This is a genomic window from Roseateles sp. YR242 (genome assembly GCF_900109745.1).
Lineage (GTDB): Bacteria > Pseudomonadota > Gammaproteobacteria > Burkholderiales > Burkholderiaceae_C > Roseateles.
In genome coordinates this window covers 503,990-526,280 of sequence record NZ_FOAV01000001.1, presented here as the reverse complement: position 1 = coordinate 526,280, position 22,291 = coordinate 503,990, and the positions used below count along the sequence as shown (strand labels likewise).

18 protein-coding genes and 4 tRNA genes are annotated in these 22,291 nt (G+C 66.0%); 21 read left to right on the top strand and 1 reads right to left on the bottom strand.

Features of this window, described 5'->3' with window-relative positions; genetic code table 11:
* The first annotated feature begins 8 nt into the window (after positions 1-8).
* From hemF to rng, 6 genes are all read left to right on the top strand, one after another.
* Positions 9-944 carry an oxygen-dependent coproporphyrinogen oxidase gene (hemF, locus tag BMY53_RS02290; RefSeq protein ID WP_092943182.1) on the top strand — a complete coding sequence of 312 codons (936 nt, stop codon included), beginning with the start codon at positions 9-11 and terminating at the stop codon, positions 942-944.
* Positions 935-1,618, top strand: coding sequence for a nicotinate (nicotinamide) nucleotide adenylyltransferase (nadD, locus tag BMY53_RS02285; protein WP_255369993.1), 684 nt, complete (start codon positions 935-937; stop codon positions 1,616-1,618). Before hemF ends, nadD begins: the two co-directional genes overlap by 10 nt.
* On the top strand, positions 1,619-2,569 hold the full coding sequence (rsfS, locus tag BMY53_RS02280) for a ribosome silencing factor (RefSeq protein ID WP_092943180.1): 951 nt from the start codon (positions 1,619-1,621) through the stop codon (positions 2,567-2,569).
* Positions 2,570-2,573: 4 nt separating this feature from the next.
* Positions 2,574-3,044, top strand: coding sequence for a 23S rRNA (pseudouridine(1915)-N(3))-methyltransferase RlmH (rlmH, locus tag BMY53_RS02275; RefSeq protein WP_092943178.1), 471 nt, complete (start codon positions 2,574-2,576; stop codon positions 3,042-3,044).
* A 74-nt stretch (positions 3,045-3,118) separates the two neighbouring features.
* Positions 3,119-3,721, top strand: coding sequence for a Maf family protein (locus tag BMY53_RS02270; RefSeq protein WP_404947849.1), 603 nt, complete (start codon positions 3,119-3,121; stop codon positions 3,719-3,721).
* 75 nt (positions 3,722-3,796) lie between these two features.
* Complete coding sequence (rng, locus tag BMY53_RS02265; protein ID WP_092943174.1) at positions 3,797-5,281, top strand: ribonuclease G; 1,485 nt, start codon at positions 3,797-3,799, stop codon at positions 5,279-5,281.
* 23 nt (positions 5,282-5,304) lie between these two features.
* Here rng and BMY53_RS02260 read toward each other — a convergent pair whose 3' ends face one another.
* Positions 5,305-6,216 (bottom strand): type 2 periplasmic-binding domain-containing protein, encoded by a 912-nt coding sequence (locus tag BMY53_RS02260; RefSeq protein ID WP_143073881.1) that lies wholly within the window; start codon positions 6,214-6,216, stop codon positions 5,305-5,307.
* A 540-nt stretch (positions 6,217-6,756) separates the two neighbouring features.
* Here BMY53_RS02260 and tolB point away from each other — a divergent pair.
* The 15 genes from tolB (at position 6,757) to BMY53_RS25825 (ending at position 22,280) form a co-directional block, all read left to right on the top strand.
* Positions 6,757-8,073, top strand: coding sequence for a Tol-Pal system beta propeller repeat protein TolB (gene tolB / locus BMY53_RS02255; RefSeq protein WP_092943170.1), 1,317 nt, complete (start codon positions 6,757-6,759; stop codon positions 8,071-8,073).
* A gap of 257 nt (positions 8,074-8,330) precedes the next feature.
* Positions 8,331-8,858 carry a peptidoglycan-associated lipoprotein Pal gene (pal, locus tag BMY53_RS02250; RefSeq protein WP_092943168.1) on the top strand — a complete coding sequence of 176 codons (528 nt, stop codon included), beginning with the start codon at positions 8,331-8,333 and terminating at the stop codon, positions 8,856-8,858.
* A 7-nt stretch (positions 8,859-8,865) separates the two neighbouring features.
* The gene (gene ybgF / locus BMY53_RS02245) at positions 8,866-9,642 is read left to right on the top strand and encodes a tol-pal system protein YbgF (RefSeq protein ID WP_255369992.1); all 777 of its coding nucleotides are present in this window, start codon (positions 8,866-8,868) and stop codon (positions 9,640-9,642) included.
* Positions 9,643-9,745: 103 nt separating this feature from the next.
* Positions 9,746-10,558, top strand: coding sequence for a tRNA threonylcarbamoyladenosine dehydratase (locus BMY53_RS02240; RefSeq protein WP_092943747.1), 813 nt, complete (start codon positions 9,746-9,748; stop codon positions 10,556-10,558).
* Positions 10,559-10,718: 160 nt separating this feature from the next.
* Positions 10,719-10,794 (top strand) — tRNA-Lys (locus BMY53_RS02235).
* 98 nt (positions 10,795-10,892) lie between these two features.
* A tRNA-Lys gene (locus BMY53_RS02230) sits at positions 10,893-10,968 on the top strand.
* Between the two features lie 93 nt (positions 10,969-11,061).
* Positions 11,062-11,137, top strand: a tRNA-Lys gene (locus tag BMY53_RS02225).
* A gap of 274 nt (positions 11,138-11,411) precedes the next feature.
* Positions 11,412-12,506 carry an iron-sulfur cluster carrier protein ApbC gene (gene apbC, locus BMY53_RS02220; RefSeq protein ID WP_092943166.1) on the top strand — a complete coding sequence of 365 codons (1,095 nt, stop codon included), beginning with the start codon at positions 11,412-11,414 and terminating at the stop codon, positions 12,504-12,506.
* Positions 12,507-12,732: 226 nt separating this feature from the next.
* Positions 12,733-15,804 (top strand): formate dehydrogenase-N subunit alpha, encoded by a 3,072-nt coding sequence (fdnG, locus tag BMY53_RS02210; RefSeq protein ID WP_143073880.1) that lies wholly within the window; start codon positions 12,733-12,735, stop codon positions 15,802-15,804.
* 188 nt (positions 15,805-15,992) lie between these two features.
* Positions 15,993-16,952 (top strand): formate dehydrogenase subunit beta, encoded by a 960-nt coding sequence (fdxH, locus tag BMY53_RS02205; protein WP_092943160.1) that lies wholly within the window; start codon positions 15,993-15,995, stop codon positions 16,950-16,952.
* Positions 16,953-16,967: 15 nt separating this feature from the next.
* Entirely contained in the window at positions 16,968-17,582 is a 615-nt protein-coding gene (locus tag BMY53_RS02200; RefSeq protein WP_092943158.1) for a formate dehydrogenase subunit gamma, read from the top strand.
* Positions 17,579-18,625 carry a formate dehydrogenase accessory protein FdhE gene (gene fdhE, locus BMY53_RS02195; RefSeq protein ID WP_092943156.1) on the top strand — a complete coding sequence of 349 codons (1,047 nt, stop codon included), beginning with the start codon at positions 17,579-17,581 and terminating at the stop codon, positions 18,623-18,625. Before BMY53_RS02200 ends, fdhE begins: the two co-directional genes overlap by 4 nt.
* A gap of 20 nt (positions 18,626-18,645) precedes the next feature.
* The gene (gene selA, locus BMY53_RS02190) at positions 18,646-20,124 is read left to right on the top strand and encodes an L-seryl-tRNA(Sec) selenium transferase (protein ID WP_255369991.1); all 1,479 of its coding nucleotides are present in this window, start codon (positions 18,646-18,648) and stop codon (positions 20,122-20,124) included.
* Between the two features lie 16 nt (positions 20,125-20,140).
* A complete protein-coding gene (selB, locus tag BMY53_RS02185; protein WP_092943152.1) occupies positions 20,141-22,150 on the top strand; it encodes a selenocysteine-specific translation elongation factor in 2,010 nt (669 codons plus the stop codon).
* A 36-nt stretch (positions 22,151-22,186) separates the two neighbouring features.
* A tRNA-Sec gene (locus BMY53_RS25825) sits at positions 22,187-22,280 on the top strand.
* The last annotated feature ends 11 nt before the right edge of the window (positions 22,281-22,291 follow it).

The window sequence follows — 22,291 nt, the reverse complement described above, 5'->3', positions numbered from 1 at the left end:
GTGAATCGATGAACAGTCAGTTGGTACGCGACTACCTGCTGGGCTTGCAGCAGCGAATCGTGTCCTCGCTGGAGGAACTGGACGGGCAGTCTTTTCTGCAGGACGCCTGGCAACGTGAACCCGGCGGCCGGCTCGAAGGTGACGGCGTCGTCCGTTTGATCGAGAATGGCGGGCTGTTCGAGCGCGGCGGGGTGAATTTCTCGCATGTGCAGGGGCGGGTGTTGCCGCCGTCCGCGACGGCCCACCGGCCTGAACTGGCGGGTGCCCCGTTCGAGGCCATGGGGGTCTCGCTGGTGCTGCACCCGCATAATCCGTTTGTGCCAACCGTCCACATGAATGTGCGGATGTTCGCGGCACTGCCAGCCCAAGCGCCGGCCGTGGTGTGGTTTGGCGGCGGCATGGATCTCACCCCTTACTATGGTTTCGAGCGTGATGCCCAGCACTTTCACCGGACCTGCCGGGCGGCGCTGGAGCCGCACGGCGAGGCCCTGTACCCACGTTTCAAGGCGTGGTGCGACGAGTATTTCTACTTGAAGCACCGCAACGAGCCGCGCGGCATCGGGGGCATCTTCTTCGACGATTACGCCGAGGGCGGTTTTGACGCCGCCTTCGGGATGATGCAGTCCGTGGGAGACGCCTTTGTGCCGGCCTACCGCACCATCGTTGAACGGCGGCACGGGCTGGCGTACGGCGAGCGGGAGCGGGATTTCCAGGCCTATCGGCGCGGGCGGTATGTGGAGTTCAACCTGGTCTTCGACCGCGGCACCTTGTTCGGGCTGCAATCGGGCGGGCGGACGGAGTCCATCCTGATGTCCATGCCACCGGTGGCGCATTGGCGGTACGACTGGCATCCGGAAGCCGGCTCCCCGGAGGAGCGTCTCTACACCGACTTCCTGCGTCCGCGTGACTGGGCGGACGAGGAAGCGACGCACCTGTGGTTCTGAGCATCAACGGTCAGCGGGGCGGTCAGCCGGGTGGCCAACCGGGCGACCTGGCGGGCGCGCTGACGGGCGGCCCTCATCCGGCCCGCCAGGTTGGCTGGTTCGGGGGCTCCTTCGATCCGGTGCACCGGGCGCATCGGGTGCTGGCCCAGGCCGCGCTCGACCAGCTCGGGCTGGATGAGGTGCGTTGGGTGGTGGCTGGGCAGCCGTGGCAGAAGGCGGGCCGGCCGCTGGCGCCGGCGGTGCACCGCGCGGCGATGGTGCAGCTGATGATCGAGGGCGAAGCGCGCTTCGTGCTGGATGACAGTGAGCTTCGTCGTGGCGGGCCCAGCTACACGCTGGACTCGGTCACGGCCTGGCAGGAGCAGCACCCCGGGGATCAGCTCTGGCTGATCCTGGGGCAGGATCAATTGGCGGGTCTGCCCACCTGGAAAGGGTGGGAAGACCTGATTGGACGTGTGGGGCTGGCCGTGGCCGCCCGCGCGTCCGACGAGGTGAGGGCGCCGGCGGCGCTGCTGGAACGGCCGCATCGGCTGGCCCGGCTGTTGATGCCGGCACTCGAATGGTCATCCACCGAGGTGCGCCGAAAGGCGGCCGAGGGCGGGGACGTGAGGCCCATGGTGGGCGAAAAGGTTGCAGGTTATATTGACCTGCACCGTCTCTACAGTGAGCACTGAATGGACATCAAGAAACTGCAACGTGCCATCGTCGATGGTCTGGAAGATGTGAAGGCCCAGGACATCCTGGTGCTGGACACCGAACGCCTGTCGCCCTTGTTCGAGCGCGTGATCATCGCGTCCGGCACGAGCAACCGCCAGACCAAGGCGCTGGCTTCCAGCGTGCGGGAGACGGTCAAGAAGCGTGGCATGCATGTCATGCGCACCGAGGGCGAAGACAACGGCGAATGGATCATCGTGGACTGCGGCGCCGCCGTCGTGCACGTGATGCAGCCGGCCATCCGCCAGTACTACCACCTGGAGGAACTCTGGGGTGGCAAGCCGGTGAAGCTGAAGCTGGGTGACGGTGGCACGCGCCTGGTGAAGGCTTCCGAGCCCATGGACGAGGACGACGAGGACGACGAGGACGACGTGCCGGCCAAGAAGTCGGTGGCGAAGAAGGCGGCGAAACCTGCAAAGGGCAGCGAAGCCGCCGCGCCTGCCAAGAAGGCGCCGAGCCGGGCTGCGGGGGGCAAGTCGGAGGCCGCCAAGACGGGCGAGAAGGCGGCTGAGAAGGCGGGCGTGAAGACCGCAGCAAAGACGGCTGCCAAGTCCGCAGCAAAGCCTGCCGGCAAGGCGCCCGCCAAGAAGGTCACCAGCGCGGTGACCAAAGCGGTCACCAAGACGGCCGCCACCAAGCCTGCGGGCACCAGGACCTCGGCCACCGGTACGGCCGCCAAGCCCGCCGCGCGCAAGACGGCTGGCCGCTCCTCACCCAAGGAAGTGATCGCACAAACCATCAAGGTCGGTGTGAAGAAGCCGGCAGCCAAGAAGGCGGCAGCCGTCAAGACGGGTGCAGCCAGGCCCGCAGCCAAGTCGGCAGCCAAGCCGGCCGCGAAGTCTGCCGTCAAGAAGCCGGCCGCCCGCAAGACCACGGTGACGTCCGGCACCAAGTCCAAGCCCAAGGCCTGAGACCGTGCGGCTGGTGTTGTGCGCGGTCGGCCAGAAGATGCCGGCCTGGGCGGACGAGGCGTATGAAGATTTCGCCAAGCGCTTCCCGCCCGAGATGCGTCTGGAGCTGAAGGCCGTCAAGGCTGAGCCCCGGACCACCGGCAAAAGCACCGAGCAGCTGATGGCGGCCGAGGCACAACGGCTGGAAACCGCCTGCCCCAAAGGGGCCCGGCGGGTGATCCTGGATGAGCGCGGTGACCGTGTGACCTCCAAGCAGCTGGCCCAGCGGATGGAGACCTGGCGCGGCGATGGCCGCGACCTGGCCATCTTCATCGGCGGGCCCGATGGCCTGGATCCGACACTGAAAGCCACGGCCGACGAGATGCTGCGCCTGTCCGACCTCACGCTGCCCCATGCGTTCGTGCGGGTGCTGCTGGCCGAAGGGCTTTACCGGGCCTGGTCGGTCATGGAAGGTCATCCTTATCATCGCGAATGACACCTGCGAATGACACCTGAGAATGCCCCCCGCGGATGACTCCTGCGGATGATCGCCCACCCACCCGCTTGTTGATGTCCGTGCTTTATCTTGCTTCCCAAAGCCCGCGTCGGCGCCAGTTGCTGGACCAGATCGGCGTGGCGCATGAACTCCTGCTGCCCGGTGCCGATGAGGACGCCGAGGCACTGGAAGCCGTGCTGGCCGGCGAAACGCCTGACGATTATGTGCAACGGGTGACTGCCGCCAAGCTGGAGGCGGCGATGGTGCGCCTGACCCGCCGGCAACTGCCCCCAGCGCCGGTGCTGTGCGCCGACACTACCGTCACGCTGGACGGCGACATCCTGGGCAAACCGGACGATGCCCACCATGCGCTGGCCATGCTGCGCCGGCTCAGCGGCCGCGAGCACCGGGTACTGACCGCCGTGGCCCTGGGCCTGCCGGATGGCCGCTCCCTGGCGGCTCTCAGCATTTCCACGGTGCGTTTCGACCCGGTGTCGGAAATTCGTCTGCAGGCCTATGTGGCGGCGGGGGAGCCGATGGGCAAGGCCGGCGCCTATGCGATACAAAGTCAGGCCGCCGCCTGGATCAGCCACATCAGCGGCAGTTATTCGGGCATCATGGGCCTGCCCTTGTTTGAAACGGCAGGTCTGCTGAAGGCGGCGGGCTGGGTCTTGTAAGCTGGGGCCGCACTGCGGCCGTCTGGAGTGTTGCCGTCAGCCCCGAGGCTGACGGGAGCGCTGGAGCACAACAATATGGAAGATATCCTGATCAACTGGTCCCCGCAGGAGACACGGGTGGCGGTGGTCGAGAACGGGGCGGTGCAGGAACTGCACATCGAGCGCACGCTCGAGCGAGGCCTCGTGGGCAACGTCTACCTGGGCAAGGTGGCCCGGGTGTTGCCCGGCATGCAGTCTGCGTTCATCGACATCGGCCTGGAGCGGGCCGCTTTCCTGCACGTGGCCGATCTGCATCTCAACGGCGCCACCCCGCGCGGCCATCATGGCGATGGCTCGCAGCCGGTGCCCATCGAGCGGCTGGTGTACGAGGGCCAGGCACTGACGGTGCAGGTCATCAAGGACCCGATCGGCACCAAAGGCGCGCGGTTGTCCACCCAGATCTCGATTGCCGGGCGGCTGCTGGTGCACCTGCCGCAGGACAACCACATCGGTATCTCCCAGAAGATCGGCTCGCCGGAAGCGCGCGACGCCTTGCGCACGCGCATGCAGGCGTTGGTGTCGGTGGGGGTGCAGGACGGCAACACCGGTGGCTTCATCCTGCGGACCAATGCCGAAGAAGCGAGTGATGACGAGCTGTCTGCCGACATCGCCTACCTGCGCAAGACCTGGGACTCCATCCGCGACAAGAGCCTGCGGCAGCCCCCGGGCACCTTGCTGTTCCAGGACCTGAGCCTGGTGGAGCGAGTGCTGAGGGACCTGGCCACCGAGCGCACCAATTCCATCCGCATCGATTCCAAGCTGCAGTACGAGGTGCTGCGCGGTTTTGGCGAGACCTACATGCCGGCGGCGACCGCCAAGCTCGACCTCTATCGCGGTGAGCGGCCGATCTTCGATCTGCACAACATCGACGCCGAGGTGGCTCGGGCGCTGGCCCGGCGTGTGGATTTGAAGTCCGGCGGCTACCTGATCATCGACCAGACCGAGGCGATGACCACCATCGATGTGAATACCGGCGGTTTTGTCGGTGCGCGCAACTTCGACGACACCATCTTCAAGACCAACCTGGAGGCGGCCGGCGCCATCGGACGTCAGCTGCGCCTGCGCAACCTGGGCGGCATCATCATTGTCGATTTCATTGACATGACCCGCGAAGAGCACAAGACGGCGGTGCTGCAGGAGTTCCGCAAGCAGCTCAGCCGGGACCGCACCAAGGTGACCGTGGGCGGTTTCACGCAACTGGGCCTGGTGGAACTCACCCGCAAGCGCACGCGGGAGTCGCTGTCACGCATGCTGTGTGAATCCTGCCCGACCTGCGATGCGCGCGGGCAGGTGAAGACCGCCCGCAGCATCTGCTACGAGATCATGCGGGAGATCTTGCGGGAGTCCCGACAGTTCAATCCGCGTGAGTTCCGGGTGGTGGCCGCGGCCAACGTGGTGGAGATGCTGCTGGACGAGGAAAGCCAGCATCTGGCGGGCTTGTCGGATTTCATCGGCAAGCCGATCTCGCTGACGGCCGAGCCGGCCAACCAGACCGAGCATTACGACATCGTGCTGATGTAGGGGGGGCCACGGCCCGCATCCGCTCAGCGCTGCAAGGGCTCGGTCTCCACAGGTTCATCTGGAGGGATCTCCTCCCAGAGGTCGGTCCCCGCCTGGGCTACGGCCCATCGCACTTCCGGCAGGGCCAGGATGGTCTCGAAGACGCTTCTCAGGTGCGCCACCGTCGCGCGGTCCATGCGGGCGGACACCAGCAACCCGTTCCAGTCGGTCCTGGGGAACTCGTCCGGACGGTTGAACAGGGGCGGGAACACGGATGCCCGCGGTGGCGGTTCGGGCAGCCACGCCAGTGGCCCCTGGGTCCAGGTCTCGGCAGGCTGGGGCCGACCCACCGGGTCGGCCGGATGGGCCGACTGCTCATCCAGCCGGCGCTGCACGGCCATGACCTGCGTATGCGTATCGCCATGGCTGTTGTCATCGGCGTTGCCGTTGCCGTTGCCCTTGCCGTTGCCATTCCCAACCACATCGCGTAGCGGCAATCGCGCATGCAAGGCGCCCGGCAGCAATCCCTTGGGCAGAACGGTCATGAAGGGCAGCTCACCCACGCGGATGACGAGCTGGAACTGATCCAGCGGGATCGGCGGGGACAGGGGCGCCCGCAGACGCTGGCCTCGCGGCGCCAGCGGGCCGGCGTCCAGCATGCGGGCGCTGGTCAGCAGCATCAGGCGCTCATCCGTGGCGTCGTGGGCCACCCAGCGCGCTGCCGTGCGCCCTTGGTTTTCCGGCATGTTGATCACCTGCACCGGCTCCCCGGCCAGCCGCGCCCAGTGGCGCGCAACGGTGCGGGCGACGTGGTCCGGGCCACTGCCTTCCACGAAGGGCGTGACCAGCGTGATCGGGGGCGGTGCGCTCCAAGCCGCATGGGGGGCCGCCAGCACGCACGCCAGGGTCAGTGCGACGAGCCCGCTGAACCTGCACAGCGTCAGAGGGCGAGTCATGGATGTTCCGGCCAGGCCGGGCAGGGCGTTTGCCATGGCCCAAAGCCAACGTGGTGCGCAGAGCGTCAGCAACACGAGCCGGCTTGTGGTCCTGCAGCTGTTGCCGAGCGTTAAATCGGCGAAGGGGGCGAGCCGGCCGAACCGGGCGAGCTGCCAGCCCAACAGCTGGCGGATGACGGCGTGCGACCTGACGCGAAACCAGCCACTGAAGATATCGAGCAAGTCATTGAGCACGATGCAGCGCAACACGCGACTCATGAGGGAACCCTGTGCAGGCATGGTGAAACCGGAGCGCCCGGCTGGGCGCTTTGGAAGAGATGCCCGCATTCTCGGCAGCCCCTGATTGGCGCTGAAATGACTCGCTTTAACCGAGGTAGCTCATTACAACCCCCAGACCTTGCATGCACCCATCAAAGATGACTAGTCGGCACCGCAGACCTTGCGGTTGAACCTCGACAATTCGTAGCCTCTTGCGAAGCCCGCGCGTGAAACGTCGCGTGCGGCTCGTGCACAATCCGGAATTCTTTCATCGCGCAAGCCATGATCAACAAGACAACAGCCCTGCCTTCGACGACATTGACACGCCGCGCGCTGCTGGGCAGCGCCGCTGCCGGTCTCGCACTGCCGGCCTGGTCGCCTGCCTGGTCCCAATTCCGTGTGGAGATCGCCGGAGTCGGCGCCAGCCGGCTGCCCATCGCGATCAACGATTTCAAGGATGAATCGGTCACCGGCCAGATGCTGGGCGCCATCATCCGTGCCGACCTGGAGCGTAGTGGCCAGTTCAGCCTTGTGCCCGGCCAGCCCGGCATGGCTGAAACCAGCGCCCCCCAGTTCGTCGACTGGCGCGCCCGCGCCGCCGATGCGCTGGTGGCCGGTTCGGCCACCCGCCTGGCCGATGGCCGCTTCGATGTGCGCTACCGCCTGTGGGATGTGGTCAAGGGCCAGGACCTGGCCAGTGAAAGCCTGCCGGTGGTGTCGTCCGACCTGCGCCTGGCTGCCCACAAGATCGCCGACGCCATCTACCAGAAGCTCACGGGCGACCGCGGTGTGTTTGCCACCCGCCTGGTCTATGTGAACAAGATCGGTCCCCGCTACTCGCTGCGGGTGTCAGATGCAGACGGTGAGGGCGAGCAGACCGTGCTGGCCAGCCCGGAACCCATCATCTCGCCGGCCTGGTCGCCGGATGGCCAGGAGCTGGCCTATGTCTCGTTCGAGACCCGCAAGGCCGTGGTGTGGATCCAGGACCTGCGCACCGGGCGCCGCCGCAAGATTGCCGACTTCCGTGGCAGCAACAGCGCGCCCGCGTTCTCGCCCAATGGCCAGCAACTGGCCCTGACGCTGTCCCGCGAAGGGGGCTCGCAGCTCTATCTGATCAACCGCAATGGGGACGGTGTGCGCCGCCTGACGCAGAGCCCGTCGATCGACACGGAACCGGTGTTCTCGCCGGACGGCGCGTCCATCTATTTCGTCAGCGACCGTGGCGGTGCGCCCCAGATCTATCGCATGCCCGCGGGTGGCGGTAGCGCGGAACGCATCACCTTCAATGGCAACTACAACATCAGCCCGAGCATCAGCCCGGATGGCCGCACCCTGGCCTTCATCACCCGCGTGGGTGGCGGCAGTTTCAAGCTGTGCGTGATGGACATCGGCACGGGCCAGGTGCAGCAGATCACCGAGACCTCGGATGATGAAAGCCCCAGTTTTGCGCCCAACGGCAAGCTCATCGTTTACGCCACGCGAGCCGGCGGCCGGGATGTCCTCATGACCACGACGCTGGACGGCAAGGTGAAAGCCAAGCTGGCCACACCGACCGTGGCGGACATCCGCGAGCCCGCCTGGGGCCCGTTCGGAAACTGAGATTTTCCCAGTGCGCCGCCTCGGCTCTCCCGCACCCGGCCTCACCCCGGGCATGCCATTTGCTCCCGCTGCCATCGTGCCGGCTCATGCCTGTGCGAAAGGCGAATCTACCACCGCGGGGATGGGTGGACATGACGCGCCTGGGTGTCACAGGGAAGCCGACGATTGCTTCACAATTCACCTTTTTCCGGCGTTTGCCGGCTTTTTCGGCGTCCAGCCGACACTCGCTTGCCCTTGATCAATAGGAGCGCTTACTCATGAAAATCGAAAAACTGATGCTGAGCCTGGTGGCTGCAGCTGCCTTGGCTGCTTGCAGCTCGACCAAGCTGGAAGAAAAGCCGCCGGTGGAAACCGCGCAGCCCGTCACCCAGGCGCCCGCTCCGGCCGCTCCGGCTCCCGTCGAACGTCCTCCGGTCGCCACCGTTGACCTGGGCGCCCAGCTCGACGCTGCCGTGTCCGACAAGCGCGTGGTGTATTTCGACTTCGACAGCTTCGTGGTCAAAGACGACAACCGCACCTTGATCGAAACGCACGCCAAGCGCCTGAACAACAAGAAGGCCCTGGCCCTGAGCCTGGAAGGCCACACCGACGAACGCGGTGGCAGCGAGTACAACCTGTCCCTGGGTCAGAAGCGTGCTGAAGCCGTGGCCAAGTCGCTCACCCTGCTGGGCGTGTCCTCGGGCCAGGTCGAGGCTGTGAGCTTCGGCAAGGAACGTCCCGCGGCTACCGGCCACAACGAACAGGCGTGGGCTCTCAACCGTCGCGTCGAACTGCGGGACAAGTGAGATGAGCATGCTGCGTTTCCCTCGCCCTCGTGAATGGATGGTGGGCGCGGCCATGGCCTGGACCGTCATGGTTCCGGCCCAGGCCGCGCTGTTTGAGGACGACGAGGCCCGCAAGGCCATCCTGGACCTCCGCGCCAAGCAGTCGCAGAGCGAGGACGCGCAGCGTGCACGTATCGAGCAGCTCCAGAACCAGCTGGCCACTACGCAACGTGGCCTGCTGGATCTCTCCGGCCAGATCGACGGCCTGCGGTCCGAGATCGCCAAGCTGCGCGGCCAGAACGAGCAGTTGGCGCGAGACCTGTCGGAGACCCAACGCAAGGTGTCTGACCAGTCCGCCACGCTGGACAACCGGCTGCGCCCGCTGGAGCCGCAGAAAGTCTCCGTGGACGGCAAGGAATTCCAGGCCGACCCGGAAGAGAAGCGGCAATTCGATGCCGCGATGGGCCTGATCCGCAACGGCGACTTCAACGAAGCCGTGTCGGCCTACACCTCATTCCTGCAGCGTTTCCCCGCCAGTGGCTACAGCGACTCCGTGCGCTTCTGGCTGGGTAATGCGCAATACGGCAAGCGCGACTACAAGAGCGCGATTGCGACCTTCAAGACCTTTGTGGCGTCCAACCCGGATCACGCCCGTGCCCCTGAAAGCCTGCTGGCGATTGCCAATTGCCAAGTGGAGCTGAAGGACACCAAGAGCGCCCGCAAGACGCTGGACGATCTGATCAAGGCCTATCCCAACTCCGAAGCGGCCCGTGCCGCCAAGGAACGTATCGCTTCGCTGCGCTGAGCAGCAGCTTCAATCTCTTCGGTGGCCCCATCCAACGGGCCACCGTTCCCAAGCCTCGCCGGACGCCCAGCGGGGCTTTGTTGCTTCTGAGACGATGATCGGCATGACCGAGATCCCAAACACCCCGCCGCCGCCCGTCGACCTCGACGCCGACAGCGAACGCCGTTTTGGCGGCCTGCGGCGCCTCCATGGCGAACGCGACTATCAGCACCTGCGCGCCGCGCGCTTCGCCGTGGTGGGGCTGGGCGGCGTGGGGTCCTGGGTGGTGGAGGCGCTGGCACGCATGGGCGTGGCCCGGTTGGTGCTGATCGACCTGGACCATGTGGCGGAGTCCAACATCAATCGCCAGGTGCAAGCGCTGGGCAGCACGCTGGGCATGGCCAAGTCGGAAGCCTTGCGGCAGCGGGTGGCGGACATTCACCCCGGTTGCGAGGTGATCACCATCGAGGAGTTCGTGGACGAGGAGAACTGGCCGGCGCTGCTGGGTGACGTCGAGATCGACGGCATCGTGGACGCCTGCGACCAGGTGCGCGCCAAGGCGCAACTGGCGGCATGGGCTCGCCGCCTGAAGCTGCCCCACCTCTGCGTGGGCGCCGCAGGCGGCAAGCAGCGGCCGCAAGACGTCGAAGTGCTGGACCTTGCCGAGACGACCCACGACCCGCTGCTGGCCAGCTTGCGTCAGCGGCTGCGCAAGCTGCATGGGTTGCCCAAGCAGGGCCCCATGACCGTGCGTTGCGTGTTCTCGCGCGAGCCGGTGCGCCGGCCGGATGAGTCCTGCGACATGGATGGCAGCCTCAACTGCCATGGCTATGGCTCCAGTGTGGCGGTCACTGCCGGCTTCGGAATGGTGGCGGCTGCGGAGCTTGTGACGCAATATTTGAAGGCACTTGCGCGGCGCGAAAAAAGCGCTCTATAATCTGCGGCTCTGCTGAGGGGCAAACACCTCGAAGAGGCAGGGCAAACTACCGGCCGCAGCGCATTTTGGTGCGAAGCATGATGCCAAGCAACGATGCGAAGCAGAATAAGCCGGTAGTGGGCTCTAAGACTTTCCGGGTCATTTCCCGGGGTCACTTTCCGGGTCGTTAGCTCAGTCGGTAGAGCAGCGGACTTTTAATCCGTTGGTCGCAGGTTCGAATCCTGCACGACCCACCATGTTTGCAGTCTTCAGTGATTAATTCATCGAATTATTTAGTGAAGATGACGTTGGCGGACCATAATATGATTCATAATATGGCCCGTAGTGGAATCAGGGGCTCTTAGCTCAGTTGGTAGAGCAGCGGACTCTTAATCCGTAGGTCGAGTGTTCGAGTCACTCAGGGCCCACCACTGATACCATGCACGACGGTTGTTTGAAATTGTTGACATCGTCTGGCGCCCTCGTCAGATGAATAGTCAAACCGAGATTCTCGGAAAGATATCGGGCTCTTAGCTCAGTTGGTAGAGCAGCGGACTCTTAATCCGTAGGTCGAGTGTTCGAGTCACTCAGGGCCCACCACCGATATCGAGGCTGTGATGGTTGAATACCATTCATCGCACAGTCGTCGATTCCCTGAAGGGACACAGCTTGCTGTGTCCCTTTTTGCATTTCAATCTCACATTTCAGCCTCGTATTTCATCAAGGCAACGTTCCCGGAATGTAGCGCTGGCGGCAGATTTGGAGGGGTATCCCTTGCCGCTGCGAAAGCTGACGCCGAGCAGGGGTACCGCAGCGCCAACCGGCCAGATTCCTGACCTGGGCTAGACTGCCGGGCAAATTCCCAAGGCTACGCATGTCCCAGATTCAAGAAGCCACCCTGCTGGCAGCGCTTCAACAGGTTGTCGACCCCAACACCGGCCGAGATTTCGTCACGACACGTCAGCTCAAGAACCTGCGGGTGCTGGGCGATGCTGTCAGCTTCGAGGTCGAGCTCGGTTATCCAGCCGCCAGCCAGATCGATGGTCTGCGTACCGCCCTTGTGGCGGCCGCGCGCACGGTGGCGGGCGTGGGTAACGTCAGCGTGAGCCTGAGCAGCAAGATCATCGCGCACGCGGTGCAGCGTGGCGTTCAGCTGCTGCCGGGTGTGAAGAACATCGTGGCGGTGGCCTCGGGCAAGGGCGGCGTGGGAAAGAGCACCACGGCCGCCAACCTGGCGCTGGCGCTGGCGGCCGAAGGCGCCACGGTCGGCCTGCTGGATGCTGACATCTACGGCCCCAGCCTGCCGCTGATGCTGGGTATCCAGGGCCGGCCGGAGAGTACGGATGGCCAGACCATGGAGCCGCTGGTCTCCCATGGTCTGCAGCTCATGTCCATCGGCTTCCTGGTGGAGGAAGACCAGGCCATGGTGTGGCGTGGGCCGATGGCCACGCAGGCGCTGGAGCAACTGCTGCGCCAGACGCGCTGGCGCGACCTGGACTACCTCGTCATCGACATGCCGCCGGGTACCGGCGACATCCAGCTGACGCTGTCCCAGCGGGTGCCTGTGAGTGGGTCGGTGATCGTGACGACGCCGCAGGACATTGCCCTGATCGATGCGAAGAAGGGCCTAAAGATGTTCGAGAAGGTGGGCGTGCCCATCCTGGGCATCGTCGAAAACATGGCCGTGCACATCTGCAGCAACTGCGGCCATGCCGAGCACATTTTCGGCAGCGGGGGCGGTGAGCGCATGGCGCAGCAATACGGCATGGAGCTGCTGGGTTCATTGCCCCTGGCGCTGTCCATCCGCGAGCAGGCCGACAGCGGCAAGCCCACCGTGGTGGCCGAGCCTGACAGCGCGCTGGCGGCCGCCTACAAGGCCATCGCACGCAAGGTGGCGGTGAAGCTGGCGGGGCAGGCCAAGGACTACTCGTCCAAGTTCCCGACCATCACGATCTCCAAGACGACCTGACGCCAGCACCTGATCGCCACCGCCTGAACGAGCACCTCACCGAGCGCCTGAACCGGCGCATTTGTCTACGCCTGTGCGGGTGGCGTTTGCCACTCCCCACCTGAGGGGCATTGCCATTGGACAAAGCCTCCACTTTGTGTGGAAATATTGTCTGCGGGCCGCGTGCCGGCCGCGATTTTTTCCGGGGTGGTCATGAGACAAGGCCACTTCAGGAGGCATCCTCAAAATGGACATGAACCGGAGGCACTTCTTCCGGGTGAGCGGGGCGGCCGTCATGGGCTCCAGCCTCGTGGCGCTGGGTTTTTCACCCACCGCCGCATTGGCTGAAACACGCCAGTTCAAGCTCTCCCGGGCGACAGAAACCCGCAACACCTGCCCCTATTGCTCGGTGGGTTGCGGGCTCATCATGTATTCGCTTGGCGACAAGGCCAAGAACGTCAAGAGCGAGATCGTCCACATCGAGGGCGACCCGGACCATCCGGTCAACCGAGGCACCTTGTGCCCGAAGGGCGCCGGCCTGCTGGACTTCGTCCACAGCCCCAACCGCCTGAAATATCCGGAGATCCGCGAAGCCGGCGCCAAGGAATGGAAGCGCGTGAGCTGGGACGAGGCGCTGGATCGCGTCGTCAAGCTCATGAAGGCCGATCGTGACGCCAACTTCATCGCCACCAACGCCCAGGGCCAGACGGTCAACCGCTGGTTGAGCACGGGCATGCTCTGTGCATCGGCATCCTCGAACGAATCGGGCTACATCACCCACAAGGCGATGCGCTCGATGGGGATGCTTGCGTTCGACAATCAAGCGCGCGTTTGACACGGACCGACGGTGGCCAGTCTGGCCCCGACGTTCGGACGCGGCGCGATGACCAACCATTGGGTGGACATCAAGAATGCGGACCTGATCCTGATCATGGGCGGCAATGCCGCCGAGGCGCATCCCTGCGGTTTCAAGTGGGTGATCGAGGCCAAGCACAACAACAAGGCGAAGCTCATCGTCGTGGACCCGCGCTTCACGCGCTCGGCGGCCATGAGCGACTACTACGCGCCCATCCGTGCGGGGTCGGACATCGCCTTCCTGGGTGGGGTGATCAACTACCTCTTGTCCAACGACAAGATCCAGCACGAGTACGTCAGGCACTACACCAACGCCACCTTCATCGTGGGGGAAGCCTACAAGTTCGAGGACGGCTTGTTCTCGGGCTACGACGCGGCCAAGCGCAGCTACAACAACGCCTCGTGGGCGTATGAGGTGGATGAGCACGGCCATGCCAAGGTCGACCCGACGATGCAGCATCCGCGCTGTGTGCTGCAGCTGATGAAGCATCACTTCTCGCGCTACACGCCGGAGATGGTCAGCCAGATCTCCGGCACCCCCAAGGACAAGTTCCTGCAGGTGTGCGCCTCCATCGCGGAGACCGCTGCGCCAGGCAAGGTGATGACCATCCTGTACGCGCTCGGCTGGACGCAGCACAGCCAGGGCTCGCAGATGATTCGCACCGGTGCGCTGGTGCAATTGCTGCTGGGCAACATCGGCCTGCCGGGGGGCGGCATGAATGCGCTGCGCGGCCACAGCAACATCCAGGGCCTGACCGACCTGGGCCTGCTCTCCACCTCCCTGACCGGCTACATGAGCCTGGCCAAGGACAGCGAGCAGGACCTGGACACGTACTACAAGACCCGCGCGCTCAAGCCCCTGCGCCCCAACCAGATGAGCTTCTGGCAGAACTACCCCAAGTTCTTCGTCAGCCAGCAAAAGGCATGGTGGGGCAAGGCCGCAACCAAGGACAACGACTGGGCCTTCCACTACCTGCCGAAGTGGGACAAGGGCTACGACATGCTGCAGACCTTCGACCTGATGCATCAGGGCAAGGTCAACGGCTACATCTGCCAGGGTTTCAATCCGGTGGGGTCTCTGGCCAACAAGACCAAGGTGGTCGAGAGCCTGTCGAAGCTGAAGTTCCTGGTCATCATCGATCCGCTCGAAACCGAGACGGCGAACTTCTGGAAGAACTACGGCGAGTTCCACGACGTCAAGACTGAAGAGATCCAGACGGTGGTGTTCCGCTTCCCGAGCACCTGCTTCGCGGAGGAGGACGGCTCGCTGACCAACTCCGGCCGCTGGCTGCAATGGCACTGGCGTGGCGCCGAGCCGCCGGGCGAGGCCAAGCAGGACGGCGAGATCATCGCCGAGCTGTTCCTGCGCATGCGGGCGCTCTACCAGAAGGACGGCGGCGCCTATCCGGATCCGATCGTCAACCTGAGCTGGCCCTACAAGATTCCCAACAGCCCCTCAGCCGAGGAGCTGGCGATGGAATACAACGGCAAGGCGCTGGCGGACGTGACGGACCCCAAGGACGCCACCAAGGTCCTGGCCAAGGCAGGCGAGCAGCTGTCCGGCTTTGGGCTGCTGCGGGACGACGGCTCCACCTCCAGTGGATGCTGGATCTACGCGGGGGCCTGGACGCAGGCGGGCAACCAGATGGCCCGCCGGGACAATGCCGATCCATGGGGCATCGGGCAGACGCTGGGTTGGGCCTGGGCCTGGCCGGCCAATCGCCGGGTGCTCTACAACGCGGCGTCCTGTGACCCGAGCGGCAAGCCCTGGAATGCCAAGCGGCGCCTGATCAGTTGGTCCGGGGACAAGTGGACCGGCTCCGACGTGCCCGACATCCGTCCGGATGCCAATCCGAACGACGCCGACGCGGTGCGCCCCTTCATCATGACCGCCGAGGGCGTGGCGCGCCTGTTCGCGCCCAGCGGCATGGTGGATGGCCCGCTGCCGGAGCACTACGAGCCGTTCGAGACGCCGCTGGAGGTCAACCCCTTGCATCCGAACAATCCGAAGGCCAAGAGCAATCCGGCCGCGCGGGTGTTCAAGGCGGACTTCGAGCAGTTCGGAAAGCCGGACAAGTTCCCGTATGTGGCCACGAGCTACCGTCTGACGGAGCACTTCCACTACTGGACCAAACACGCACGGTCGAACGCGGTCATCCAGCCGCAGCAGTTCGTGGAGATCGGTGAGGAACTCGCCAAGGAGAAGGGCATTGCCAATGGCGATACCGTGAAGGTCAGCTCCAACCGCGGCGCCATCAAGGCCGTGGCGCTGGTGACCAAGCGGGTGGCGTCGCTGGATGTGGGCGGCAAGCGGGTGCATACCGTGGGCCTGCCGAATCACTGGGGTTTTGTGGGTCTGGCCAGGCCCGGTTATCTGGTGAATACGCTGACCCCCTTCGTGGGTGATGCGAATTCGCAGACGCCGGAGGTCAAAAGCTTCACTGTCAACATCGAAAAGGCATGAAGACCATGCGCAAGCCCAAGCCCATGCCCATCATGACGAGCCCCCACGTTCACGTTCGTTCACTGCCCCCCGAGGGGGCGCTCGCCCGCCTTGGGGCGGCCCGGCGACGGGCGACGAGCCCCCACGTTCACGTTCGTTCACTGCCCCCCGAGGGGGCGCTCGCCCGCCTGGCCTGAGGAGCGTTCACCATGTCATCTCTCCAATCGCTGGATATTGCGAAGCGCAGTGCGACGACGCTGCCGAGCCCTGACGCCCGCACCCATGTCATCGAGGTGGCCAAGCTCATCGACGTGACCTCCTGCATCGGCTGCAAGGCCTGCCAGGTGGCGTGCATGCAGTGGAACGACCTGCGCGACGAGGTCGGCCACAACGTCGGTGTGTACGACAACCCCGCCGACCTGTCGCCGCAGTCCTGGACGGTCATGCGCTACTCCGAAGTGGAGGTCCAGCAGGACCGCCTGGAATGGCTCATCCGCAAGGACGGCTGCATGCACTGCGAGGATCCGGGCTGCCTCAAAAGCTGCCCGTCGCCGGGGGCCATCATCAAGTACCAAAACGGTATTGTTGATTTCATCTCGGAGCACTGCGTGGGCTGCGGCAACTGCGTGACGGGCTGCCCGTTCGATGTGCCGCGCATCTCCAAGGCCGACAACAAGGCCTACAAGTGCAGCCTCTGTTCCGACCGCGTGGGTGTCGGCCTGGAGCCGGCCTGCGTGAAGGCCTGCCCGACCGGTGCCATCCGCTTCGGCTCCAAGGAAGACATGCACGAGTTCGCCGCCGAACGCATCGTGGATCTCAAGGAACGCGGCTACAACAACGCGGGTGTCTACGACCCGCAAGGCGTGGGCGGCACCCACGTCATGTATGTGCTGCAGCACGCCGACCAGCCGGAGCTTTATCACGGCCTGCCCAAGGACCCCAAGATCAGCCCGCTGGTCGCCTTGTGGAAGGGCGCGGCCAAGCCGCTGGCAGTGGCGGCCATGATCGGCGCCGCCGTGACGGGGTTCTTCCACTACATCAAGGTGGGCCCGATCGAGTCGGGACATGACAACCCCGATGAAGACGAGGAACTGGCCGACGAACGAGCCCGCAGCGCCGGCCGGAGCGACCCCACCGCCCCCACCGACCCGCTGGCCCCTCGCGGCTGAGCAAGGAGACACACCATGCTGCAACGCTATCGAGATGGACAGCGGATCAACCACTGGATCATCGCGCTGCTGTTCTTCGGTGCCGGGCTCTCGGGCCTGGCCTTCTTCCACCCCAGCCTGTTTTTCCTGAGCAACCTGTTTGGCGGCGGCCCCTGGGCCCGCATCCTGCATCCCTACATGGGGCTGTTGATGGTGCTGGCCTTTGCCGTGCTGGCAGCGCAGCTCTGGCGGGCCAACCGCTGGACCGCTACCGACACCCAATGGGTGCGCCAGAGCGGCGAAATGCTGGCCGGGGACAAGTCCCACCTGCCACCGGCAGGCAAATACAACGCCGGGCAAAAGGGCATCTTCTGGCTGATGGTGGTGTGCCTGTTGGTGTTGCTCGTCACCGGTTTCATGTTCTGGCATGCCTGGTTCCCTGAAGGCAACATCCTGATGCGGCGCATCGCCGTGCTGCTGCACGCGATGGCCGCCACCGGGCTGATCCTGGGGGTCATCGTGCACATCTATGCCGCCATCTGGGTGAAGGGCACCCTGCGCGCCATGACCCGTGGCACGGTGACCGAGCGCTGGGCCCAGCACAACCATCCGCTGTGGTACAAGGAGATGAAGGAGCGTCCGCGCGCATGACGGCCAGCACTCATATCCGTCTAATGACACCGGAGGAGATCGCGGTGAACGCGGGCCCGCGTGCCGCGCCATTGCGGCTGCCGGAGCCCGGTCTGTTTGCCGATCGCGCCTTGCGCCTGCGCCAGCTGGCGCAGGACCATCCCCTGCGGGACTACCTGCTGTTTGCCGCCGAACTGGCCCAGCGCCAGCACGACCAGCTCAAGCAGGCCCGCCCCCTGGCCCTGCCCAATGAAAGCGACCTGGCCGAGGCCATGGTGGCCGGCGTCCCTCCGCTGGACATCCTGGCCCCCGCCCGCCAGGGCGCCTGGCGAGACCCCTGGCGAACCGAGTGTCGTGAACTTCTGCAGCACCTGACCACGGCGGCGGTGCCGCCGCCGGTGCAGGCGCTCGCCGCCGAGCTGCTGACGCTGGATGACGGGGCGCTGGAGCGCCAGGCCCAGGCCCTGCTGGCCGGTGGCGGCCCCGGCCTGGACCCGGCTGCGGCGCCGCTGCTGGCGGCAGCCCTGCAACTGCACTGGGTGCGGGTGGTCCAGCAACTGCAGGCGCGCTACCAGCGCAGTGAACACAGCGAGCACCTGGCCCCGTTCGGGATGATTGACGACCCGACCGTCTGCCCGTGCTGCGGCTCCCGTCCGGTCGCCGCCATCACCCGTGTGGCCGCGGAGATGTCCGGCCAGCGTTTCCTGGCCTGCTCCCTGTGCGCCACGCAATGGCACTACGTGCGCATCAAGTGCACGCACTGTCAAAGCACCAAGGGCATCAGCTTCCGCCAACTCGTGGACGACGAGGGCGAGCTGCCCAATGAAGCCGTGCAGGCCGAGTGCTGCGAGAGTTGCGGCCACTACCTCAAACAGGTCTATATGGAAAAAGACCTGCAGGTGGAGCCACTGGCCGATGACCTGGCCTCGCTCACCCTGGACCTGCTGGTGGGGGAACTGGGCTTGGTGCGCCAGGGCTTCAACCCCTTGCTGGTCCTCGGTGAGCCGGAGGCCGGTGATGACCGGCCGCCCGGTGCGGCGCCACCCGATCCCGGGGGGCACTGAGCATGAAGCCCGAGGCATCCATGGTCCATGGTCCAACGGCGAGTCTCCCGGCGAGTCCCTCGACAGAGCGGCCTCTACCCGCGCCGGCAGCCCCCAAAGACCTTCCCGCCGTAGACCGGCTGCTGCGCGACGCCGCCGTCGCGCCGCTGATTGCCGCGCATGGCCATGCGCTGGTGGCTGCCCAGGCGCGCGAGCTACTGGAGGCGTGGCGCGCCGAAGCGCTGCAAGGCCGCTTGCCGCTGGCGCGTCTGCAGGAGTTGCCTGCGGCGCTGCGCCAGCGTTGCGAGGCCCGCCTGGCGCCGAACATGCGCCGAGTGCTCAACCTCACGGGCACGGTGCTGCACACCAATCTGGGCCGCGCCTTGCTGGCGGATGACGCGCTGCAGCAGATCTTGGCCTGCATGGGCTCGCCCAACAACCTGGAGTTCGACCTGGCGCGCGGCGCCCGGGGCGATCGCGACAGCCTGGTCGAATCGCTGCTGTGCGAGATCACTGGCGCACAGGCCGCGACGGTGGTGAACAACAACGCCGCCGCCGTGCTGCTGGGCATTGCCGCGCTGGCGGGCGGCCGCGAGGTGATCGTCTCGCGCGGTGAACTGGTGGAGATCGGCGGCGCCTTCCGCATGCCGGACGTGATGGCCGCAGCGGGAGCAAGGCTGGTGGAGGTGGGCACCACCAACCGCACCCATGCGCGCGACTATGAAACTGCCATCGGCCCTGCCACCGGCTTGCTGATGAAGGTGCACACCAGCAACTACGCCATCCAGGGCTTCACCGCCGCAGTGGATGAGGCCACGCTGGCGCCCATCGCCCAGGCGCATGGGGTGCCCCTGATGACGGACCTGGGCAGTGGCTCCCTGGTGGACCTGGCCCAGTGGGGCCTGCCGGCCGAACCGCTGCCGCAGCAGATGCTCAAGGACGGGTGCGATGTCGTGACCTTCAGCGGCGACAAGCTGCTGGGTGGCCCGCAAGCCGGGCTGATCGTGGGCGCCCGTCAGCATATCGAGCGCATCCGCAAGTTCCCGATGAAGCGGGCGCTGCGCCTGTCCAAGCTGCCGCTGGCGGCGCTGGAGGCCACGCTGCGGCTTTATCTCAAGCCGGACCGCCTGACCCGGGACTTGCCGACGCTGCGCCATCTGACGCGGCCGGTGGCGCAGATCGAGGCCCAGGCGGCCCGGGTGCTTGCTTCGCTGCAACGGGCGCTGGCGCCGCGCTTCGAGGTGCGGGTGGCGGCCATGCGGGGCCAGATCGGCTCCGGTTCACTGCCGGTCGAGACGTTGCCATCCGCCGGCCTGGCGGTGGCGCCGGTGCTGGACGGCAAACGAGGCACCGGTCGGGCACTCGACGAACTGCAGACGGCGTTGCGTGCGCTGCCGCTGCCGGTGGTGGCACGCGTGCAGGCGGACGAACTCTGGATGGACCTGCGCTGCCTGGACGAGGGTGAGCGAGAGGCCGAGTTCCTGGCGCAACTGCCGGCGTTGGCGGAGGCCTTGCGGTGATGCGGAGGTCCGGCCCATGATCATCGGCACCGCGGGTCACATCGACCACGGCAAGACCACCCTGGTGAAGGCGCTCACCGGCGTGGACACCGATCGCCTGCCGGAGGAAAAGCAGCGCGGCATCAGCATTGCGCTGGGTTATGCCTACCTGGAAGGCCCCGAGGGCCAGCGCCTGGGTTTTGTGGACGTGCCTGGCCATGAGCGGCTGGTGCACACCATGCTGTCCGGCGCCACCGGCATCGACCATGCGCTCTTGCTGGTGGCCGCGGACGATGGCGTCATGCCGCAGACGCGTGAGCATCTGGCGCTGCTCTCCCTGCTGGGCATCGACCATGGCACGGTGGTGCTGACCAAATGCGACCGGGTGGACGAGGCCCAGCGCGCGCAACGCCGCGCCGAGGTGGCCGAGCTGCTGGCCCACACCGCCTTGCGAGCATCGCCCGTGTTCGAAGTGGCGGCGACCACCGGGCAGGGGGTGGACATTCTGCGGGACCATCTGCTGGCGCAGGCCCGTGCACGCGGCCGCCGGGAGGTGTCGGGCCAGGGGTTCCGGCTCGCTGTAGACCGCGTCTTCAGCCTCTCCGGGGTCGGTACCGTCTGCACGGGCACGGCCTTTGCGGGAGAGGTGTCAATCGGTGAAGAGCTGCAGTTGATCCCGCCTGCTGTTGGCCAGGACCCGCGTCCAGCACGTGTACGCAGCCTGCATGCGCAGAACGCGGCAGCCACGCAGGCTCATGCCGGGCAGCGGGTGGCCCTGGGGCTGGCGGGCGTGGACAAGGACCAGGTGGCCAGGGGCCAGTGGTGGGCCGCGCCGGAAGTGGCGCTGTGGTCCGACCGCATGGACGTGCGCCTGCGGGTCTGGTTTGATGAGCAGAAGCCGCTGCGCAGCGGGGCACAGGTGCATGTGCACCTGGGTGCCTCGCAGAGCACTGCCTCGATTGCCGTGCTGGGCACCGCGGACGGCGAGCCGCTGGACGCCATCCAGCCGGGCAACGAGGCCTTGGTGCAACTGGTGCTGCATCACCCCCTGTGTGGCTGGGCCGGAGACCGCGTGGTGCTGCGGGATGCCTCCGCCACGCGCGCGTTGGCGGGGGGTACGGTGCTGGATCCGCTGGCGCCGGCGCGTTACCGGCGGACGGCGCAGCGCCTGTCGGAACTGAAGGCGCTGCAGTCGGCCACGCCGTCGGAGCGGTTGCGGGGCATGCTTGACCAGGCGCCGCTGGGGGTGGATGTGCAGCGTTTTGCGGCCGCGCAGGGCGTGGCGCGCAGTGCGCGCGCCACCTGGTTGGGTGCGGCCTTACCGGAAGACGATTCGGTCTGTGTGGTGCCGGGGCTGGAGGGGCCCTTGTGGGCGCTCGGTGCCGCGCAGACGGCACAGGCGCGTCAGCTGGCACTGGAACGCCTGACGCTGTATCACCAGCAGCAACCGGATGAACTGGGGCCTGACCTGGCCCGCTGGCGGCGGCTGAGCCTGCCCCGGCTGGCGGAGCCATTGTGGCGGGCGCTGGTGCACCAGCTGGTGGCGCGGGGGGAGGTCGGCATCACGGGTGCGGCGGCCCATCTGCCCGCGCATGGGGTGCAGTTGTCGGCGCTGGATGAACGCCTGGCGCAGCGGGTGATGCCGATGTTGCTGGACGCCGGTTTTGAAGGGGCCTGGGCTCGGGACCTGGCCAAGAATGCCGGGGAACCGGAGGCCCTCGTCCGCACGACACTGTCACGGCTGGCGCAACGCGGTGAGCTGTTCCAGGTGGTGAAGGACTTGTACTATGCCCCGGCCCACATCGAATCGCTGGCCCGGCTGGCACGAGGGTCGGCACTGGATGATGGAGAAGTGACAGCAGCCGTGTTTCGCGACAGGACCGGGCTGGGGCGCAAACGGGCGATCCAGGTGCTGGAGTTCTTCGATCGCGTCGGTCTGCTGCGCCGTGTGGGCGATGCCCATAAATTACGGGCCGACTGTCGGCTGTTCCTGGACGAAGATGAGGCGCCAGGCCAGCAACCGGTCGGGCTGGCGAGTACGGCATGAGTTCTGCGGAGCTTTCCTGAGGAAGCTGCACGCAACGGAGGGGGAACGATCCCGGTGGATCGGCCAGGCTTCAAACCTGGTGTGGTGGCGCCATGCGTTGCCCGATAGGTTCGACTCCTATGCCCCTCCGCCGAATTTTTC

Bases quoted from the DNA above. Each gene is read 5' to 3' on its own strand.
- hemF (WP_092943182.1), top strand. From the start codon at position 9: ATGAACAGTCAGTTGGTACGCGACTACCTGCTGGGCTTGCAGCAGCGA.
- rsfS (WP_092943180.1), top strand. From the start codon at position 1,619: ATGGACATCAAGAAACTGCAACGTGCCATCGTCGATGGTCTGGAAGAT.
- BMY53_RS02270 (WP_404947849.1), top strand. From the start codon at position 3,119: ATGTCCGTGCTTTATCTTGCTTCCCAAAGCCCGCGTCGGCGCCAGTTG.
- rng (WP_092943174.1), top strand. From the start codon at position 3,797: ATGGAAGATATCCTGATCAACTGGTCCCCGCAGGAGACACGGGTGGCG.
- BMY53_RS02260 (WP_143073881.1), bottom strand. From the start codon at position 6,216: ATGACTCGCCCTCTGACGCTGTGCAGGTTCAGCGGGCTCGTCGCACTG.
- tolB (WP_092943170.1), top strand. From the start codon at position 6,757: ATGATCAACAAGACAACAGCCCTGCCTTCGACGACATTGACACGCCGC.
- pal (WP_092943168.1), top strand. From the start codon at position 8,331: ATGAAAATCGAAAAACTGATGCTGAGCCTGGTGGCTGCAGCTGCCTTG.
- ybgF (WP_255369992.1), top strand. From the start codon at position 8,866: ATGCTGCGTTTCCCTCGCCCTCGTGAATGGATGGTGGGCGCGGCCATG.
- BMY53_RS02240 (WP_092943747.1), top strand. From the start codon at position 9,746: ATGACCGAGATCCCAAACACCCCGCCGCCGCCCGTCGACCTCGACGCC.
- apbC (WP_092943166.1), top strand. From the start codon at position 11,412: ATGTCCCAGATTCAAGAAGCCACCCTGCTGGCAGCGCTTCAACAGGTT.
- fdxH (WP_092943160.1), top strand. From the start codon at position 15,993: ATGTCATCTCTCCAATCGCTGGATATTGCGAAGCGCAGTGCGACGACG.
- BMY53_RS02200 (WP_092943158.1), top strand. From the start codon at position 16,968: ATGCTGCAACGCTATCGAGATGGACAGCGGATCAACCACTGGATCATC.
- fdhE (WP_092943156.1), top strand. From the start codon at position 17,579: ATGACGGCCAGCACTCATATCCGTCTAATGACACCGGAGGAGATCGCG.
- selA (WP_255369991.1), top strand. From the start codon at position 18,646: ATGGTCCATGGTCCAACGGCGAGTCTCCCGGCGAGTCCCTCGACAGAG.
- selB (WP_092943152.1), top strand. From the start codon at position 20,141: ATGATCATCGGCACCGCGGGTCACATCGACCACGGCAAGACCACCCTG.